At 65.3% G+C, this 18,707-nt stretch carries 19 protein-coding genes; 11 read left to right on the top strand and 8 right to left on the bottom strand.

Translation table 11 applies throughout. The annotated features are described in order from the left end of the window. Window positions 1-125 precede the first annotated feature (125 nt). A complete protein-coding gene (locus ACZ60G_RS04845; protein WP_465807622.1) occupies window positions 126-884 on the bottom strand; it encodes an SDR family oxidoreductase in 759 nt (252 codons plus the stop codon). Window positions 885-985: 101 nt separating this feature from the next. Between ACZ60G_RS04845 and lexA the strand changes: the two genes are divergently transcribed. Together lexA and ACZ60G_RS04835 are read left to right on the top strand one after the other, a co-directional pair. Then, window positions 986-1,645, top strand: a complete 660-nt coding sequence (gene lexA / locus ACZ60G_RS04840) for a transcriptional repressor LexA (protein WP_465807337.1) — start codon at window positions 986-988, stop codon at window positions 1,643-1,645. An 82-nt stretch (window positions 1,646-1,727) separates the two neighbouring features. Continuing rightward, entirely contained in the window at window positions 1,728-2,219 is a 492-nt protein-coding gene (locus ACZ60G_RS04835) for an FBP domain-containing protein (RefSeq protein ID WP_465807335.1), read from the top strand. A 149-nt stretch (window positions 2,220-2,368) separates the two neighbouring features. Here the strand turns inward: ACZ60G_RS04835 and ACZ60G_RS04830 are convergent, their stop codons facing one another. The 3 genes from ACZ60G_RS04830 to ligD are packed head-to-tail and all read right to left on the bottom strand — an operon-like array spanning window position 2,369 to window position 4,176. After that, complete coding sequence (locus tag ACZ60G_RS04830) at window positions 2,369-2,878, bottom strand: SRPBCC domain-containing protein (protein WP_465807333.1); 510 nt, start codon at window positions 2,876-2,878, stop codon at window positions 2,369-2,371. Continuing rightward, on the bottom strand, window positions 2,875-3,192 hold the full coding sequence (locus ACZ60G_RS04825) for an ArsR/SmtB family transcription factor (RefSeq protein ID WP_465807331.1): 318 nt from the start codon (window positions 3,190-3,192) through the stop codon (window positions 2,875-2,877). Before ACZ60G_RS04825 ends, ACZ60G_RS04830 begins: the two co-directional genes overlap by 4 nt. Window positions 3,193-3,225: 33 nt before the next feature. Further along, complete coding sequence (ligD, locus tag ACZ60G_RS04820) at window positions 3,226-4,176, bottom strand: non-homologous end-joining DNA ligase (protein WP_465807329.1); 951 nt, start codon at window positions 4,174-4,176, stop codon at window positions 3,226-3,228. A 120-nt stretch (window positions 4,177-4,296) separates the two neighbouring features. Between ligD and ACZ60G_RS04815 the strand changes: the two genes are divergently transcribed. Next, a complete protein-coding gene (locus ACZ60G_RS04815) occupies window positions 4,297-4,923 on the top strand; it encodes a histidine phosphatase family protein (protein ID WP_465807327.1) in 627 nt (208 codons plus the stop codon). Here ACZ60G_RS04815 and ACZ60G_RS04810 read toward each other — a convergent pair. Continuing rightward, window positions 4,916-5,503, bottom strand: a complete 588-nt coding sequence (locus tag ACZ60G_RS04810) for a TetR/AcrR family transcriptional regulator (protein WP_465807326.1) — start codon at window positions 5,501-5,503, stop codon at window positions 4,916-4,918. The genes ACZ60G_RS04815 and ACZ60G_RS04810 overlap by 8 nt on opposite strands. 62 nt (window positions 5,504-5,565) lie before the next feature. On the opposite strand from ACZ60G_RS04810, the gene ACZ60G_RS04805 reads away from it, so the two are divergent. The 4 genes from ACZ60G_RS04805 to holA all read left to right on the top strand — a co-directional run bounded on the left by ACZ60G_RS04805 (window position 5,566) and on the right by holA (window position 11,429). After that, window positions 5,566-6,381 carry a class I SAM-dependent methyltransferase gene (locus tag ACZ60G_RS04805; RefSeq protein ID WP_465807325.1) on the top strand — a complete coding sequence of 272 codons (816 nt, stop codon included), beginning with the start codon at window positions 5,566-5,568 and terminating at the stop codon, window positions 6,379-6,381. A gap of 263 nt (window positions 6,382-6,644) precedes the next feature. Next, on the top strand, window positions 6,645-7,571 hold the full coding sequence (locus ACZ60G_RS04800; protein ID WP_465807324.1) for a ComEA family DNA-binding protein: 927 nt from the start codon (window positions 6,645-6,647) through the stop codon (window positions 7,569-7,571). Continuing rightward, window positions 7,568-10,144: a ComEC/Rec2 family competence protein gene (locus ACZ60G_RS04795; RefSeq protein WP_465807322.1), complete on the top strand. Its 2,577-nt coding sequence runs from the start codon at window positions 7,568-7,570 to the stop codon at window positions 10,142-10,144. Before ACZ60G_RS04800 ends, ACZ60G_RS04795 begins: the two co-directional genes overlap by 4 nt. 313 nt (window positions 10,145-10,457) lie before the next feature. Beyond that, on the top strand, window positions 10,458-11,429 hold the full coding sequence (holA, locus tag ACZ60G_RS04790; RefSeq protein ID WP_465807320.1) for a DNA polymerase III subunit delta: 972 nt from the start codon (window positions 10,458-10,460) through the stop codon (window positions 11,427-11,429). A 272-nt stretch (window positions 11,430-11,701) separates the two neighbouring features. Here the strand turns inward: holA and ACZ60G_RS04785 are convergent, their stop codons facing one another. Continuing rightward, window positions 11,702-12,772, bottom strand: a complete 1,071-nt coding sequence (locus ACZ60G_RS04785) for an aldo/keto reductase (RefSeq protein WP_465807318.1) — start codon at window positions 12,770-12,772, stop codon at window positions 11,702-11,704. 180 nt (window positions 12,773-12,952) lie between these two features. On the opposite strand from ACZ60G_RS04785, the gene ACZ60G_RS04780 reads away from it, so the two are divergent. Continuing rightward, entirely contained in the window at window positions 12,953-13,807 is an 855-nt protein-coding gene (locus tag ACZ60G_RS04780) for a helix-turn-helix domain-containing protein (protein ID WP_465807316.1), read from the top strand. Between the two features lie 49 nt (window positions 13,808-13,856). Here the strand turns inward: ACZ60G_RS04780 and ACZ60G_RS04775 are convergent, their stop codons facing one another. Beyond that, window positions 13,857-14,102 carry a hypothetical protein gene (locus ACZ60G_RS04775; RefSeq protein WP_040687907.1) on the bottom strand — a complete coding sequence of 82 codons (246 nt, stop codon included), beginning with the start codon at window positions 14,100-14,102 and terminating at the stop codon, window positions 13,857-13,859. Window positions 14,103-14,464: 362 nt separating this feature from the next. Next, complete coding sequence (gene rpsT / locus ACZ60G_RS04770; RefSeq protein WP_040687883.1) at window positions 14,465-14,725, bottom strand: 30S ribosomal protein S20; 261 nt, start codon at window positions 14,723-14,725, stop codon at window positions 14,465-14,467. Between the two features lie 432 nt (window positions 14,726-15,157). Between rpsT and ACZ60G_RS04765 the strand changes: the two genes are divergently transcribed. From ACZ60G_RS04765 to ACZ60G_RS04755, 3 genes are read left to right on the top strand one after another with little or no spacing between them, the layout of a single operon-like run. Then, entirely contained in the window at window positions 15,158-16,744 is a 1,587-nt protein-coding gene (locus ACZ60G_RS04765; protein WP_465807620.1) for a circularly permuted type 2 ATP-grasp protein, read from the top strand. Continuing rightward, window positions 16,744-17,718: an alpha-E domain-containing protein gene (locus ACZ60G_RS04760; RefSeq protein WP_465807314.1), complete on the top strand. Its 975-nt coding sequence runs from the start codon at window positions 16,744-16,746 to the stop codon at window positions 17,716-17,718. Before ACZ60G_RS04765 ends, ACZ60G_RS04760 begins: the two co-directional genes overlap by 1 nt. Next, the gene (locus tag ACZ60G_RS04755) at window positions 17,715-18,557 is read left to right on the top strand and encodes a transglutaminase family protein (protein ID WP_465807312.1); all 843 of its coding nucleotides are present in this window, start codon (window positions 17,715-17,717) and stop codon (window positions 18,555-18,557) included. The genes ACZ60G_RS04760 and ACZ60G_RS04755 overlap by 4 nt, the downstream gene beginning before the upstream one ends. The last annotated feature ends 150 nt before the right edge of the window (window positions 18,558-18,707 follow it).

Genomic DNA, 18,707 nt, shown 5'->3' with positions numbered 1-18,707 from the left:
TCAGCGCGCCGGGACGGTCTCCGGCGTCGTCGTCACAGCAGCGCGCTTCATGTCGGCCACGGTAGCAGAGCAGTCGCGGCGCCGGCACATCACTTTTTCCTGCGGCTGCGCGAGGAGATTCGCTGTCACATCTGCTCGGCGAGGAAGTTCTCCCAGGTGAGTTTGCCGACCGTCGCACCATCGAGGGTCAGATTCTCCTTCGCGCGATACGCGCGCCCGACCTTGCCCGGCACCGGAACCGGGAGGAACAGCCGCCGCTTGCCCTCGGCCTTCAGGTATCCGCGGATCAGCTCGGCCATCGTGTACACCGTCGGCCCGACCAGATCGGCTACCAGCCCGGCCGGTGCGCCGCGCGTCAACTCCACGAGCCGCGCGGCCACTTCCCGCGAATCGACCGGCTGCCACAGGATCGCGCCCGGTGCGGGAACGATCGGGCTCTTCGCCATGGCTTGTGCGGTCTTCAGGGCGAGGTCGTGGAACTGGGCCGCGCGCAGGATGGTGTACGGCACACCCGATTCGATAATTGCCTGTTCGGCGGCGAACTTGGCCCGGAAGTAGCCGATCGGCAGCTTCCCGGCGCCGATCACGCCGATGTAGACGATGTGCTGCACGCCCGCATTGGCGGCGGCATCGACCAGATGCCGGGTCGCGATGTCGTCGCCCTTAGGGCCGCCCGCGAGGTGCAGGATGATCTCCGCGCCGTCGACTGCGGCCTCGACGCCGGTACCCGCCAGCAGATCTCCGGTCACGAACTCGATGCCGTCGGTCGATTCGTGGGCATTGCGGCTGAGCATACGAATCTTGAAACCGGCTTCGACCAGCAGTGGTGTGACGTGGCGGCCGAGTGTGCCGGTGCCGCCGGTCAGCAGGATGGTCGTCATGATTCCTCCAAAGTTCCCATGTGCTGCTCTTCACCGGTATGACGACGCAGGCGGGCCGGATGTGACAAAGCGGAGAATTGTCCGCGCGCACCTAGGATTCCCGGGTGACCGGATACGACCACGATGCCTTCGAGCACCTCGACACCTCGACCCTGCCGCCGCGTCAGCAGCGGATCCTCGCCACGATCCGGGACTGGGTGCTGCGGTACGGGTACGCGCCGAATACCAGGGAGATCGGCGATGCCGTCGGGCTGCGGTCCTCGTCCTCGGTCTCCAAGCATCTGAAGTCCTTGGAGGACAGGGGATTTCTGCGTCGCAGCGAGACCATGTCGCGGCCGATCGATGTGCGCATGTTCCTGCAAGCATCGGTGGCTCCGGAGCAGGCCGAGGATTCGGTCGCGGTTCCTGTCGTCGGCGATATCGCGGCGGGTACACCCATCCTCGCCGAAGAGCACGCCGACGACATGATGACGCTGCCGCGTGAACTCGTCGGGCGCGGAACGGTTTTCGGGCTGCGCGTGCGCGGCGATTCGATGATCGACGCGGCGATCTGCGACGGCGACCTGGTGGTGATCCGCAAACAACACGAGGCGCATTCCGGTGACATCGTCGCCGCGATGATCGATGGGGAGGCGACGGTCAAGGTCTATCGTCGTCGCAACGGCCATGTCTATCTGGAACCGCGCAATCCGGCCTACGACGTGATCGACGGTGACGAGGCAGTGGTGCTGGGGAAGGTCGTTTCGGTAATGCGCCGCGTATGAGCTGGAAATTCCGTTGCCTGGGCTAATGACCAGCTGTAGCGTTCCTTCGGTTTGTCAACCGATCGAAGGAGTCGATGCCGTCATGAAAGCCGTCACCGAACGCGACATCAGGTCGTCGTTCATCAACTGCTCCAAGACGACCGCCAAGAAGTTGCCGGTGCCTCGGGACCTGGACGCACAGCCCTGGGATGACCTGGATTTTCTCGGCTGGAGCGATCCGTCGCTACCCGGCCGCGGCTATCTTGTTGTGCCGCAGGACGACCGCATCATCGGCGTCGCGCTGCGCTACGAAACGGGCGGATCCGGCCGGACCCAGATGTGCGCGATCTGCCTGACCGCGCACACCGGTGGGGGCGTCTCGCTGATGACCGCGCACAAGGCGGGCGAATCCGGACGCCGGGGCAACTCGGTCGGTACCTATATGTGCACCGATCTGGCGTGTTCGCTCTACGCGCGCGGTAAGCGAACGCCCGCGCTGGGCAATCGGTACCGCGAAGATCTCATCACCGAGGAGACCAAGATCGAGCGGGTCCGCGACAACATGAACGCCTTCGTCACCAGGCTGTTCACCTAGATCCGTCTATTCGGTCCCAGCAATGAAATGGAGGTAGATGCCATGTGCCGACACTCAACAGAACTCGGGATGCCCAGGATTCCTCTCCGGTTGAGCAGGCCCGGATCCGGTCCGGACCCACTCATCCGGAGAGGAATCATTCTTTCGGGTCAGCCCTTGTAATCGGCGGGTGGGCCTACCTGGGGACCGAGAGCCGACTCGAATGCCGCCGAGTAGACCGCGAAGCGGGATTTCCAGGCATCGGGTGCCGGCGCAACTCCGACAAGGCGGTCCAGGCACTCGTCCCAACCCGCGGCATTGCGTGCTGCCGCGCCCGGCGGGAGTTCGTCGACCAGCACCAGGCGGGTACCGCCTTCGTGCTCGGTCAGCTCGAAGTGCAGGGTCTCTTCGCCCCAGGTGAAGGACAAAAGATTCGGCTCGTCCACGGCCAACACCTCGCCGCTGAGCGTCATGTCGGCGACATCGCTCGGGAAGCGGAAGGTTATCGCGGCGCCAACTTGCCAGACCCCGCCATCCACGATGACGTCGCAGGGGAACCAGGATTTGAGCTGTTCTCGCTGGGTGATGGCCTGCCACACCACTTTCGGTGGGTCGGGTAGCTGGCGCTCCAGTCGAACGGCCGGTCGTGCGCCATCGGTAATCAGCTGGGCGTCGGTCACGATTGCCTCCGTCGGTTGAGATGTTCTTCCAGTCGGTCCAGGCGCGCGCTCCACAACCGCCGGTAGGGCTCGAGCCAGTCGTCGAGTTCGACCAGCGGTTCGAGCCTGATGCGGTAGAGGCGACGTTGGGCATCCGAGCGCACCTCGACCAGCCCGACATCCTTGAGCATGCGCAGATGTTTCGACACTGCGGGCTGGCTCAGGCTCAACCGTTGCGCCAACACTCCCACCGGTTGCTCTCCCTCGCGCAGTACCTCGAGGATGGCCAGCCGATTCGGCTCGGCCAGCGCCTGAAATGCCTTCGGCGTCGTCACGCGATCGACTATTCCCCATCAGTTATATAACTGTCAAGGAATATACTCTCGTCTCACTTGTCGTGGTTCCTTGTCGAGACGGAGTCCGCGCCAGGACGGGTGTCGAAGTCGGTCGTCACCGGTCCATTCGGTGAACGACACTTCACCGACAAGCTGGGGCTCGACCCAAATGGCGCCGGGAACGCTGGTGTCGACGGTGCGTGTTTTGCGTTGCAGCGGTTGGAGTCTCGCTTTCAGCTCATCGAGCATCGCCTGGGTGAATCCGGTGCCGACGTTGCCGATATAGATCAGTTTTCCGGCGTTGTCGTAGATGCCCATGAGCAATGAGCCGATGCGCCCGGCCCGGCGGCCGGTACCCGGGCGCCAACCGATGATGACGACTTCCTGGTCGTTGACGTTCTTGACCTTGGTCCAGAGCGGGCTGCGTCGCCCGGGCAGGTAGGGGCTGTCGAGTCGCTTGCACACGATCCCTTCGAGGCCGAGCCGTCGAGATTCGGCGAGGACGTCGGCGCCGGATCCGTGCAGGCGCGGCGGAACCCGCCAGTGCCGGCCATGGAGGTCGAGTTGTTCCAGCAGTTGCCGCCGCTGCTCGTAAGGCAGATCGATCAGAGAGCGCGTGCCGATATGGAGTAGATCGAAGATGAGGTAAGTCGCTTTAACGGATTTGGCGAGGCTTCGAATCGCTGCGGGATTGCGCTGGTGCATGCGTGGTTGCAGCGCCTCGAAGGAGCTGCGGCCGTCGGCGGTGAAGGTGACGATTTCGCCATCGATGACGAAGGGCGGGGTTGCCGGGGCGAGATCCGCGAGTTCGGGCCACGCGGGAGTGATGTCGTTGCCGTTGCGTGAGATCAGGCGCAGGTCGCGGTCGACATGCCCAATGGCACGAATACCGTCGAATTTCACCTCGTATGCCCAGCGTTGGTCATCGCTGGGGAGGTCGGCCGCGAGCGCCAGCATCGCCGCATACCGGGGCAGCCTTGTCACATTCGCCTCGACACCATCGCCTGGCCTTTCGCCGGAGATGACAATCAGTTGAATAGTACCGATTGGTCTTGATAGCTGATTGGTCGCCGAAGTCACGACCACGTCGACGAGGATCGGCTCGTGCGAATCATCTATGTCATCGCTCATCCGGAGTCGACACATCACGTTGAGGGCTTGGTGGGAGGGTGGTACGACGCGCAGCTCACGCCTGCCGGTTTGCGCGCAGCGGATGCGATCGCCGATGCGCTTCGCTCGAGGATTCCGGCGCAGGTCGGCGTTGAGTTATTCACATCGGATCTACAGCGCGCGGCGCAGACCGCGGCTGTGATCGGCAATTTGCTGCATGTGCCGCCGATTCTCGATCCGCGATTGCGCGAGAAGTCCTATGGCGAGGCCGAGGGTAAGCCCCAGCAATGGCTGGATCAGCGATTCGTGCGGCCGCCCGCCGTCGGGGAGCGAATGGGCCATGATGAAGGCATACCGGGATCGGAGACCATTGCCGCATTCGCGCGGCGCGTCTATTCGGCGATGGACGCGATCCGGGAGCGCGACTGCGATCGTCAGATCGTCGTAACACACGGTGGCGCAATCACTTTCAGCGTTGCGGCGTGGACGATGTTGCCGATCGAATCACTCGGTTACGCGCGGTTGCATGCTGCTCCGGGAAGTATCACGGAGCTGCGCGAGGATGACTACTTCCGCAACCGCCAGGTCGTCAGCCTCGGTGACACCCGCCATCTCACCTGAGAGTGCTTGCGATGACGGTGGTTACGACTTTGCGGGTGGCTTCGGAGGTCGGTGTGGGGTTGCTGCGGTCGGCGAAGAGGAGGTGGGCGCTGCCGATGAGGGTCAGGGCGAGGGTGTCGGTGTCGGCCTCGGGGGTGATGCGGCCCAGCGACTGTTCGGCGGTGAGGTAGGTCGCGAGCATGGTGGTTGCTTCGGTGAGTACGGGTACGCCGGAGGGGCGGACCTGGCGCAGGCGGGTGCGGAGTTCGTCGCGGAAGGTGACGAGGCTGACTATGGCTACCGCGACCGATTCGAAGACAGTGGTCAGGGCGTCGGTGAGATTGTCGGTCACCGTGCGGGTGCCTGCGGATTCGCGCAGGGCAGCGGACTGCTGATCGATTCGGCCGATGCGGTCGAGTACGAGGTCGGCGAGGAAGGCGTCGAAATCGGCGAAGTGCCGGTGCAGGACGCCCTTGGCGCAGCCTGCCTCGGTGGTGACAGCGCGGCTGGTCAGTGCATTCGGACCGTCTCGCAACAGGATTCGTTCGGCAGCCTCGAATAGCTGCTCGCGCGGATCACGCATGGCCACGCCTGTCGGCACGGTATCTCCTTTTCTCGGACGCACCCGTTGGCAAGTGGGCATGTGCCCACTATGGTGGGCGCATGCCCACTGTACCTTCGGAGCCTACGTCCTCCGACCAACGCGAATCCCATCGAGCCCGTGAGCTGGCCGAATCGTTCGGCTCGGATCCGGAACGCTATGACCGGGCACGTCCCAGCTATCCGGCTGCCATGGTTGATGCGATCGTCGCCGCCACCCCCGGACCTGAGATCGTCGATGTCGGCATCGGCACCGGCATCGCGGCCCGGCAGTTCCGGGCGGCGGGTTGCCATGTATTGGGGGTGGAGGTTGATGCGCGGATGGGTGAGTGGGCGCGAAAGTACGGTTTCGAGGTCGAAGTGTCTGCCTTCGAAGCCTGGGACCCGGCGCGGCGAATCTTCGACGCCGTCATCTCCGGGCAGACCTGGCACTGGGTGGACCCGGTCGCGGGCGCCGCGAAGGCCGCTGAAGTGCTGCGACCCGGTGGACGGCTTGCCGTGTTCTGGAATGCGGGCCAACCGCCGACGGACTTGGCCAAAGCCTTTGCCGCGGTTTATCAACGGGTCGTCCCCGACTCGCTCGCTGCCCGTTGGGCGGCGGGGGCGACGACCACGTATGCGACGCCGTCCGACAAGGCGATCGAGGGGATTCGGGCGGCGGGTGGCTTCGGTGAACCCGAGCAGTGGACGTTCGATTGGGAGCGGACGTACACCCGGGACGAGTGGCTGGATCAATTGCCGACGACCGGCGGCCATGCCCAATTCTCCTCTGCCACACAGGAAGAGGTGCTGGAAGGTGTCGGGGCTGCCATTGATGCGGCGGGCGGTTCCTTCATGGTTCGGTTCACCACGACGGTACTCATCGCCTTGCGAACCTGATCCAGCGGGCGAAGTTATCCACAGGCTCGGAGTTATCAACAGACTTTTTATTTCGCCTGGTCGGCACTGATTCCCGATCTTGCCGCGGGACTAGCGTCGCCGCCATGTCCCGACATGACGAGCGCGAGCGGATTCGCCGACGACTGAGCGTGTTGACCGAGCGAGTCGGTGCCAACCGAACGATCGGTGCCGGAAGTCCGGCGCGTACCGACGCTGAGCTGTGCCGAAGTTCGCCGCGTTCGTCGAGGTCCGGAAAGCGATCGGTGCGAAGCAAGCCGCCGGTTCGAGGTGGGCGGTGGGATGACGAGGAGTTATCCGAGGCGGTGGAGTCCGATCCCGAGGTTTCTACCGAGGCGGCCAGCTCCGATCTCGAGGATGATGACGACGGGGTCGGCGAGGTGCGGACACCGAGTTGGCTGGATGTGCCGCAGCGGCGCTCGGCTTGGCGGGATCGGCTTGTGCCGGAACGATTTCGGGGGACTCGACTGGATCCGGGGTGGCGTGGGCTGGTGACGCTCGTCGCGGTCGGACTGGCGGCGGTGGTCGTCGCGGCCGTCGTGGTTTTGCGTGAGCGACCGGTCGCGCAGACGGTGCCGCTGCCGTCGGCGGTACGCATCAGCACCGGCACGGTACCGGCTGGGCTGTCCGGTGTCGGCATGGCGGCATCATCCGGAGCGGGACCGTCGGTCGTGCCGGTAACCACCAGTCCCACAACGGAATTAGTGATCAGTGTGGTCGGCCTGGTTCATCGCGGCGGCCTGGTTCGATTGTCCGCCGGGGCACGGGTCGCCGACGCACTCGCCGCCGCTGGTGGTGCCAAGGACGGCGCGGATCTGAGCGGACTCAACCTCGCACAGCGTCTCCAAGACGGCGACCAGGTTCTCGTTGGTCCAAGTGGTCCGAACGTGGGGCCGCAACTCGGCAGCACCACGATCAGTGCAGGCGGACGACCGCCAGGCGGCTCAGCTTCGAATTCTGCTGCGGCACAACGCCCGTCGAGTAAAGTCGACCTCAATACCGCCACCGAAGCCGAACTCGACGCCCTCCCCGGCATCGGCCCGGTCACCGCCCGCGCAATCGTCACCTGGCGCACCACGAATGGACGATTCACCGATGTCGCCCAACTCGGTGAGGTAGACGGCATCGGCCCGGCCCGCCTCGCACGTCTGCGCGATCTGGTTACGGTATGACCGCATTCGAGGGTGTGTCGGACGGACCGGGCGATATCGATCGCCGGGCTGCCGAGGATGGCGGGCCGTCGATGGAGACGGTACCGGTGCTCGACGCACGGTTGCTGCCCGCGGCACTGAGTTGCTGGGGTGCAACGGTTGTCGCACTGACGGTGGGATGGGTGGCTGGTCTGGTGCTGGCGTCGGTGCTGGTGCTGCTGGCGATCGGGCTCTGGGTGGTGCTGTTGCGGGCGGTGGCCCATCCCAGTGAGCGATGGCGGGTGGTCGCCGTTGCCGCACTTGCAGCGCTGCTGTTGGGTGCCGGGTTCGCGGTGGCCGGGGCGTGGCGCGAGCACCGGGTGGCGACGCATCCATTGCGTAACACAGCGGCTTCGGTGCGTGTGGTCGTCACACCCATCGATGATCCGAAACCGGTGCGGTCCAGCGCATTCGGGGGTGAGCAGCGGTGGACGGTGCGGGCACAGTTGCGCGATTACCGCCAAGGCGGTTCGACGGTGCGGGCGGGTGGCACCGTGGTGGTTCTCGGGTCCGGTGCGGATTGGGACGGGCTGCTGCCCGGACGGGCGGTGGAGTTTCGGGCCAAACCTGAGCTGCCGTGGCACCGCGATCTCACCGTCGCCACGCTGCGTGCCCAGGGACCGCCGGTGGTGGTCGGCGCGCTGCCCTGGTGGCAACGGGTCGCTGCGGCAGTGCGCACCGACCTCGCCTCGGCCGCACGCGTGCTACCCGAACAGCAGGCCGGGCTGTTGCCCGCGCTGGTGGTGGGCGACACGTCCGCGCTGTCCGACGAAGTCCGTGCGGAGTTCGAAATCGCTGGGCTGGAACATATATGCGTGGTCAGCGGGGCCAATTTCACGATCTTATTGGCGGTTGTACTCGGTGCGGTGCGGCTGCTCACCCTGGGCCCGCGCGTCGGTGCAGCGGTCGCGGCGGCAGCACTGCTGATGTTCATTGTGGTGGCACGTCCGGACCCGAGTGTGCTGCGGGCGGGGGCAATGGGTGCGATTACCCTGCTCGCCTTGATAACCGGACGCCGCAAGCAGGCATTGCCCGCGCTCTGCACGGCGGTCATCGGCCTGCTCGCGCTGTGGCCGGAACTGGCGGTGCGTGCCGGATTCGGACTGTCGGTACTGGCGACCGCCGGACTGATCCTGTTGGCGCCGAGTTGGGCGGACTGGTTGCGCGCCCGCGGCTGGTGGCGCGTGCCGGCCGAGATCGTCGCGGTATCGGCCGCTGCGTTTGTGGTGACGACACCGCTGGTGGTCGCGCTGACCGGACGGCTCAGTCTGGTCGCGATCCTCGCGAATATCCTGGTCGAACCGGTAATCGCACCGATCACGGTGCTCGGGGCGATCGGCACCGCGCTCGCCGCGGCCTGGCCTCCGCTGGCCGAACTGATACTGCGCTGCGCGCAACCGCCACTGTGGTGGCTGCTGTTCGTCGCCGAACATGCGGCGAATGTGCCCGGCGCGGAGATCTCCGTGCGCGGTGGGCTCACCGGCGGGGCTATCGCCTGTGCGGCAGTAGTTCTCGTTGTGCTGGCATTGCGGTCAGCGGTAATGCGTCGTCTTGCCGCTGCCGTTCTGCTCGGCGTCGCGGTCGTGCTGATTCCGGTGCGAGTCTGGCATCCGGGTTGGCCACCTGCTGGGTGGGTATTGGCCGTCTGTGATGTCGGACAGGGTGACGGACTCGCATTGTCTGTCGGTAATCACACGGCGGTGGTCATCGATGTCGGTCCGGATCCGCGCACCATGCGGACCTGTCTGAATCGTTTGCGTATCAACCGGATCTCGCTTCTCGTGCTGACACATCCGCACGCCGACCACATCGCTGGTCTGGCCGGTGCATTACAGGGCCGGAAGGTCGATGCCCTGGGTGTCGGGCCTGGCGAGCTGTCCGGAACAACGGTCAACGTCGAATCCGCAAGCACCGGCGAGGTGCGAATATCGAATTCGACCAGATCCGAGGCGAATTCAGGTGAGTCGACGGGCACGTCCAACGCACCGCGTTCCCCACGAGATCGGGGCGCATCGGTCAGTGGTCCGGAGCAAGTCGCCAGTCTCGCAGCGCAGGCTCACATCCCGGTGCTGGAGCTGTCCTCGGGACAGGTATTGCGTTTCGGCACTATCGAACTGAACGTACTGGCCCCGGCCCCACTCGCGCACCGCCCGACCGGCCCGCCGAGCACCGACGACGCCAACGACCGCTCGATTGTCATCGCCGCCACGACTCCCGCGGGCCGAATTCTGCTCACCGGCGATATCGAGGCACCGGCGCAACAACGACTGCTCCACTCGGGTGCTGCTGTTCAGGCCGACGTTCTGAAGCTGCCACACCACGGCTCCCGAACGACCACCAAGGAATTCATCGGCGCCGTCCACCCTCGACTCGCCTTGGTCAGCGTCGGTGCCGACAACACCTTCGGCCATCCGCACCCCGGTGTGCTCGCGGATCTGGCCGCGCTGGGAGTCGCCGTCGCGCGGACCGATCAACAAGGCGACGTACTGGTCCTGGGTGAAGGTCGCCAGCTGCGAACCGTAACCATTCGACGAGCCAGATCGCCGTCCCGATAGTCTGCGCGCCGATCTGGACAAAGCTGATGGACCCGGGCAGCTTGCGAGCGCGGGGTTTCGTTGGACCCGTGTCCGGCCGAAGTCGGGACAGTTATCTGCCGACTACAGCGCCTGGTTGTGGATGAAGGAAGGACAGCCAGACGACCGGGAGGCCCGAGTTCGAACACGGACGGTGACAAATCGGAGGTGCCTGTGAGGTGTGCGGACGTGTCGGTGGCGGACCGTAGGATGCTCGTGTGAGCGAGCGCAGCGAGCGAACCAAAGACACAGCACCGTCGGGCACGACGGAGCCGAGCGCCAGCGAGGTGCAGTCGTGACCGAACGGACTGCGGCAGTGCACCTGGTGCTCGGCGATGAAGAGCTGTTGATCGAACGGGCCATCGCGGGGATTGCGGCGCAGGTGCGGGCCAATGCGCCGGACCCCGATGCGGTACCCGTTGATCGACTGCGGGCCGGGGATGCCAGTACCGCGGAGCTAGCGGAGTTGTTGAGCCCTTCGCTGTTCGCCGAGGATCGGGTGATCGTGCTCGAGTCGGCCGCGGAGGCGGGTAAGGAGGCGGTCGCGGTGATCACCGACGCCGCCACGGATCCGCCCGAAGGTGTGGTGCTCGTGGTGCTGCACTCCGGGGGCGGTCGGGCCAAGGCGCTGGCCCCTGCGCTGCAGAAGTCGGGTGCACAGGTGCACGATTGCGCCAAGTTGACGAAGGCGGCCGAGCGGGTGGAGTTCGTGCGCGGCGAATTCCGCAATGCCGGGGTGCGGGTTTCGGGCGAGGTCGTGCAGGTGATGCTGGAGGCGGTCGGCTCGGATCTGCGGGAATTGTCCGCCGCCTGTTCGCAATTGGCCGCCGATACCGGCGGCAAGATCGATATCGCCGCGGTGCGCCGCTACTACTCCGGCAAGGCCGAGATCTCCGGTTTCGATGTCGCGGAACTGGCGGTGGCCGGCGATCGACCCGGTGCCATGGAGGCGTTGCGCTGGGCCAATGACCGCGGCGTACCGCATGTACTGCTCGCCGACGCACTCGCCGACTCCGTCCACACCATTGCCCGCGTCGGATCCGCGGGCCGCGGCGACCCGTTCAAGCTTGCCCAGCAATTGGGCATGCCGCCCTGGAAGGTGAAGAAGGCCCAGGCCCAAGCGCGGGGCTGGAATCAGGCCAGCATCGGTACGGCCCTGCAAGTCGTCGCCACCCTGAATGCCGACGTAAAGGGCGGTGCCGCCGACGCCAACTACGCCTTGGAACACGCACTAACGAAGATCCTGGACCTGCACGCCGCAAGCTGAGTGGGTGCCGCGAATGCCGTAGCGCAGCGGAGGGTTACCGAGCGCAGGTTGACGGCGACAGTTCACCGCCCGTGCGCGAAAGGGTCAGCGCGGGCGCAATAGGCGACTGAGCCGAACCGGAATCCGGCGTAACTTCTCGACCGAAGGCGCCCGGTGATGGTATTACCCACGATATCGCCGAGGGTCGAGTTCGGCGGAATTCCGGCTGATCGGTGGCGGACGCGCTGATGGGGTGGTGCGAGCCGGACTCGCACCACCTCATCGGGTGAAACTCAGTTGCGGCCTTCGATTTTCAGGTCGCCGAAGGTCACGCCGCGGGTCATCGGGCGGGCGAGCATGTCGTGGGGGAAGCCCAACTCGATCGCGCTGGCCTGCTGCAGCCGGTCCAGCTGCGCGGTGTCGAATTCGACCTCGAGCGCTCCGAGGTTGTCCTCCAACTGTGCGGCCGTGCGTGCACCGATGATCGGTGCACTGACGCCCGGATTCTGCAGTGTCCAGGCGAGCGCTACCTGTGACGGCGTCTTACCCAGTTGTGCCGCAACATCTTTCACCACGTCGGCGATCACCAGGCCGCGTTCGGTGAGCGCTCCGTTGGCGGCCGCCACGTTTTTGCGGGTGCCCTCGGGTGAGCTGGCCGCGTCGTGCGCCAAATCGGCGCGGCTGTACTTGCCGGTGAGCACCCCGCTGGCCAGCGGCGACCACGGCACCACGCCGAGGCCGAGTTCTTGCGCCATCGGAATGAGATCGCGTTCGACGGTCCGCTCGATCAGGCTGTACTCGATCTGCAGCGCGATCAGCAGGGACCAGCCGCGCAGGTCGGCGATGGTCTGCATGCGTGCGACCTGCCAGGCCGGTGCGTCGGAGATGCCGACATAGAGCACCTTCCCGGCGCGGACCAGATCGTCCATGGCGCGCAGGATCTCCTCGACCGGGGTCAGGAAGTCCCAGGCGTGCAAGTACAGCAGGTCGATGTAGTCGGTGTTCAGCCGACGCAGGCTGGCCTCCACCGAACCGACCATGCTCTTGCGGTGATTGCCGCCGGAGTTGGGATCGGTCGGCCGTCGCAGCATCGTGTACTTCGTTGCCAGCACCAGACTTTCCCGGTTGGCGGCGCTGAACTCGCCGAGCAGCTGCTCGGAGGTGCCGTTGGTGTACTGGCTCGCGGTATCGATGAAGTTGCCGCCGCGCTCGACATAGGTGTCGAAGATCTTGCGGGCCTCGTCCTTATCGGCGCCCCAACCCCAATCGGCGCCGAACGTCATGGTCCCGAGGGACAGCGGAGACACCCGAAGACCCGAGCGGCCGAGCAACCGGTAGGTATCGAGGGTGCGGGCTCCGGACATGTCGTGCTCCTGTCGTTCGTACTTCGTTTCCGGTGTCATCGAGTGTGGAACGGCGCGAGAGCATGGGTAAGGGAAGGTTTTTCCTGGGAAGGCCAGTCCTAGTCAGCCGTAAGATCGTGGGCGATGACGAGCACGGTGAATGCGACACAGCGGAGCGAGCTCAGGCCTGGAGGCGGTAGCTTGCGTGACCACGGAGGGCCAGGGAGCTCCGCGAATTGGGCACAAGCACTCGCGGCCTTTCTGCGCGCTCGGCGCGAGCGATTGAATCCTGGCGACTTAGGGCTGCCCCCGCGCAAACAGGCTCGGCGCACCCCCGGTTTGCGCCGTGAGGAAGTCGCCGAGCTGGCGGGGGTGAGCACCGACTACATCGTGCGGCTGGAACAGGGGCGCGGCCTGCGCCCATCCGCTGACGTCCTGGAGGCGCTCGCACGCGCGCTGCGCCTCGATACCGACGAGCGCGCCTACCTCTTCGATCTGGCCCAGCAGCGCCAGCCGAATGCCGGGAAACCGAGCACCGTCCCCGCGCCCGCACTGGAGCTGCTGGTGCACGATCTGTCGCCATTGCCCGCGATGCTGATCAACCACCGCTACGACATCCTGGCGTGGAATCCGGAAATGGCGCGGTTGGTCGTCGACTTCGGCGCGCTACCACCGCGGCAGCGCAACTCCATGTGGCTGTGCCTATTGGATCCCGCCATGCGCGATTTCTACTGCGACCGGGATCGGATCATTCGCGAAGGCATCGCCGATCTGCGCGCCGCGTGGGCGGCCCATCCGGACGATCAGGAACTGGCCGATCTGGTCGCCGAGTTCACCGCATGCAGCGAGGAGTTCGCGCAGGGGTGGGCCAGGCACGACGTTCGGGTGCAGGGGCGCGGGAGGAAGCCGCTGCGCCACCCGGAGGTCGGGCCGCTGGTGGTCAATTTCGAAGTGCTCATGCCGCTACAGGATCCGGACCAGCGCATCATCATCTATCGCGCGGCCGATGCGGAGTCCCAGGCCGCGCTGGATCGGTTGAACCCCGACCTGGATTGAGCACTCAGAGATCCGCACCCGCTCGGCGCGGGTGCGGATTCACAGGGATCTATTCGACCGAGCTGAGAACCAGTTCGATGTCCTCTTCGGACTCCTCGTACCGGCCCTCCCACTCCTCGTAGACCGGAATTTCCTCGTCCCGGGTGACGATCCACTCCAGCGAGTAGCCGCCTTCCTCATCGGGGACCATGACGTTCTCGATCTTCAGTCCGATGCCTAGGACCTCGGCTGCGCGGATGATGTCCGGCAGATCTTCGGAGCGAACCGGCGTCTGATTGGCGTACACGGTAACCATGCGCCGAATCGTAGCGGGAACCTCCGACATGTGGTGCCCGATCAGAATTCGGCTCGAGGAATGGGACGCGGGGGATGACCTGGGGATGTCGGCGGGGACGCCACTTTCCTGCCGATTTGCCCTGGGCAGTCTCGATGACCTGGGATCTGTCCGGACGGCTCCGCTCAACGCCCAGAGGGCCGCATCGGCACCTAAGCGGGAGATTGCTGAAATATTGCTGAAGAAATACCTGAATTCAGGCTGCCGGACCGAAAAAGTGATCCTCGCAATAGTCGATCGGCGACGACAAAAGCCGCCGTGGTCATCGAGGCCACGGCGGCTGCGTCAACGTACGGGTGGTACCGCGGGCGGTACCGGTGCGATCAGAGCTTGTTCAGCGCCAGCGCGAGGGCCGACTTCTTGTTGGCGGCCTGGTTGGCGTGGATGACGCCCTTCGAGGCGGCCTTGTCCAGCTTGCGGCTGGCGCTGACGACCAGATCGGTGGCCTTCGCCTTGTCGCCGGCCGCGAAGGCCTCGCGGACCTTGCGGATCTCGGTGCGCAGCTCGGACTTGACCGACTGGTTGCGCTGGCGCGCCGCCTCGTTGGTACGGATCCGCTTCATCTGGGACTTGATGTTGGCCACGCCTGTTTCCTCGTGTTCCTGTCGCTGGTGGACTGTGCTGAAAAGTTCGCGAGCGCGCGTTGGAAACCGGAGTAATCAGGTAACGCGACGCCGAAGATCGAGGGTACCAGCCGCCGCGTCGCACACGAAATCATCACCACCCCGGCACGCGAAATCGCCACCGCGCGAACGGCTCGACCGGCAACGCTACCGACCGCTGTAAGGGGGCGTAAACCCGGAGTGATGCAAGAAATTTACCTGTGTCTCACACAGCATCGACGCTGCGTGTAGCACGATTTTTGCATGACTCCCGCCTCGCCGCCACGTTCGGCACGATCACCTGCGCCGACCCGTGTCCGGTCGAACGGGCATGCGAATGGCAATGGCAGAGCAACCACATCCGGACTATTCGAGGGCTACCGTCCCGGCCGGTACGCGGATGCCTTCGACGAGATGTTCGACGGCCTGGGGCGGGTGCGTCAGCCATATAAGGGAATCTTCTCGGCGCTCGCGCCGATCGACGTGGCCGATCTCGCGGCCCGCGCGGACGCACTCGACCGCGCCTTCATCGATCAGGGCATCACCTTCTCGCTCTCCGGACAGGAGCGGCCTTTCCCACTCGATCTGGTGCCCCGGGTGATCGCGGCCGCCGAATGGGCCAAGCTGGAGCGCGGGATCAAGCAGCGGGTGACGGCGCTGGAGCTGTTCCTCGCCGATGTCTACGGTGAGCAGAACATCCTGCGCGACGAGGTCATCCCGAAGCGACTGGTCACCTCATGTCAGCACTTCCACCGCGAGGCCGCCGGACTGGTGCCGCCCAACGGGGTGCGCATCCACGTGGCGGGAATCGATCTCATCCGCGACGAGCGCGGCGACTTCCGGGTGCTCGAGGACAATCTGCGCTCACCGTCCGGGGTTTCCTATGTCATGGAGAACCGGCGCACTATGGCGCGGGTCTTCCCGGATCTGTTCTCCTCGCACCGGGTGCGTGCGGTCGGTGACTATCCGACGCATCTGCTGGCCGCGCTGCGCGCCTCGGCCGCGCCGAACGAGGCCGATCCGACGGTCGTCGTGCTCACGCCCGGCGTCTACAACTCGGCCTATTTCGAACATTCGCTGCTGGCCAGGCAGATGGGGGTGGAACTGGTCGAGGGGCGCGACCTGTTCTGCCGCGACAATGTCGTCTACATGCGGACCACGGCGGGGGAGCGTCAGGTCGACGTGATCTATCGCCGCATCGATGACACCTTTCTCGACCCCATGCACTTCCGGCCCGATTCCGTGCTCGGCGTCGCCGGACTGGTGAATGCCGCGCGGGCGGGCAATGTGGTCATCTCCAGCGCGATCGGCAACGGCGTCGGCGACGACAAGCTGACCTACGCGTATGTGCCGACGATCATCGAGTATTACCTCGCCGAGAAACCGATACTGCCCAATGTCGATACCTATCGCTGCTGGCTCGACGACGAGCGCGAGGAGGTGCTCGACCGCATCGCCGAGCTGGTGATCAAACCGGTCGAGGGGTCCGGCGGCTACGGCATCGTCATCGGTCCGGTGGCCACGCCACGGGAACTGGAGACGATCCGGCGCAAGATCAAGTCGGATCCGCGGGGTTGGATCGCGCAGCCGGTGGTGCAGCTGTCAACCGTGCCGACCAAGATCGGTAACGAGCTGGTGCCGCGTCATGTCGACCTGCGGCCCTTCGCGGTCAATGACGGCGATGACATCTGGGTGCTGCCGGGCGGTTTGACGCGGGTCGCACTGCCGGAGGGTTCGCTGGTCGTCAATTCGAGTCAGGGCGGCGGCAGTAAGGACACCTGGGTGCTGGCCGGGCGCGCCTCACCCGCCGACCGCGAGCTCGCGGGCGAGGAGTTGGTGAGCGACCCGCCGCAATCCGATCAGCAGGAACTCGGCCGGGAATTGACCGCGGCGCAGTCGAATCAGCAACAGCAGCAGCAACAACAGGAGCAGCGGCTGGGATCGATGCGACAGAGTCAGCGACTAGGTCGGGGTCAGCAGCAGAGCGGGGTGACGCGCTGATGCTGGCCCGCAACGCCGAATCCCTTTATTGGATCGGACGATACGTCGAACGCGCAGACGACACCGCCCGCATCCTCGACGTCGCGGTGCATCAGTTGCTCGAGGACGCCACGGTGGATCCGGACCGAACCTCGCGGGTCCTGCTGCGGGTGCTCGGTATCGAACCGCCCGATGTCGAACTCGATGTCTGGTCGGTCACCGACCTGGTCGCCTTCAGTCACGACCATGGCAACTCCATTGTCGACTCGATCGCCAATGCACGCGAAAATGCGAGGAGCGCACGCGAAGTCACCTCCAGCGAGATGTGGGAGTGCCTGAACGCCACCTATATCGGGCTAACGGCCACCGAGAAGGCCGCCCGCGGTCTCGGCCCGCACGAGTTCTTCCACTACATCAAGGATCGGGCGGCGATGTTCGCCGGACTCTCCGATTCCACCCTCAGCCGCGACGACGGCTACCGCTTCCTGCTGCTCGGTCGCTCCATCGAACGCGTGGATATGACTGTGCGCCTGCTGCTTTCGCGCGCGGGTGACCGCACCTCGTCACCGGCCTGGGTGACGGTCTTGCGCTCGGCCGGCGCGCACGACACCTATCTTCGCACCCATCGCGGCGCGCTCGACGCCAATCTGGTCGCCGAATTCATCCTGCTGGACCGGCTTTTTCCGCGTTCGGTCTTCCATTCGGTGCGGGTGGCCGAGGCCTGCCTCGCCGAACTCGATCAGCGCCCGAGCAGCCGGGTCGGCGCGCGACACGAGGCGCAGCGGCTGCTCGGCAGGGCCCGCAGCGAACTCGAATTCCTGCCGCCCGGCGTGCTGCTGGAGGATCTGCAGAATCGCCTGCTCTCGCTGCAGAAGACTTGTCGCGAGGTCAGCGAGGCGGTCTCGCTGCAGTACTTCCACGCCGCGCCGTGGGTGGCCTGGACCGATCTGCGCAGCAGTCACGACAACCATGCGCAGGTGGAGGGAGAGCTGTGAGCTGGCGGATCAGGGTGGTGCACACCACCGGTTATGTTTACGACGCCCCGGTCACCCGGTCGTTCAACGAGGCTCGGCTCACTCCGCGCGCGGACAGCAGGCAGAACGTCATCCTGAATCGGGTCGAGACGGTGCCATCCACCCGGTCCTATCGCTACACCGACTACTGGGGCACCGCGGTCACCTCGTTCGATCTGCACGCGCCGCATACCGAATTGGAGGTCACCGGATCATCGGTGGTGGAGACCGAACCGTTCGCCGGTCCGGCCGAAGAGCTGTCCTGGGAGGAGTTGAACTCCGATCACATCGGTGACCGTTTCGACGAAATGCTCTCGCCCACCGCCTATGTGCCGCAGGACAAGAAGCTGGCGGCGCTCGCGAAACAGCTCGCGCGCGGTGTCCCGCCCGCGAAAGCTGTTGTGCGCGCGGCTGAATGGGTGCACCGCGAAATGAATTACATCGCGGGTACCACCTCGGTGCATACATCGGCCGTGCAGGCCTTCGCCGAACGTCAAGGCGTATGCCAGGATTACGCGCATCTGACCCTGGTTCTATTGCGCAGCATGGGGATTCCGAGCCGATACGTCTCCGGATATCTGCATCCCAATCCGGCCGCCGAGATCAATACGACGGTCGCCGGGCAGTCGCACGCCTGGATCGAGGCCTGGACCGGCGCGTGGTGGGGCTACGACCCGACCAACAATATCGCCATCAACGAACAGCACATATCCGTCGGCGTCGGCCGCGATTATGCGGATGTGCCGCCGCTGAAGGGCATTTTCTCCGGCGGCGGTTCGACCGATCTGGAGGTTGTCGTGGAGATAACCCGGCTCGCCTAGCCAAGCCAAGCCGTAGCGATCGCTTGCGGGTCGCTCGGAAGGGCCAGCGTTGTAGTGCTCACCCGTCTCGCGTAACGTCCAGTTTCACATCAGCCGTGATTTTCGTAGCAGGTCCAAGGCAAAACCCCGTGCACACGGGGAAGATCCTCT

This window comes from Nocardia sp. NPDC102475, assembly GCF_055584605.1.
This window is presented reverse-complemented; position numbering and strand designations above follow the sequence as displayed.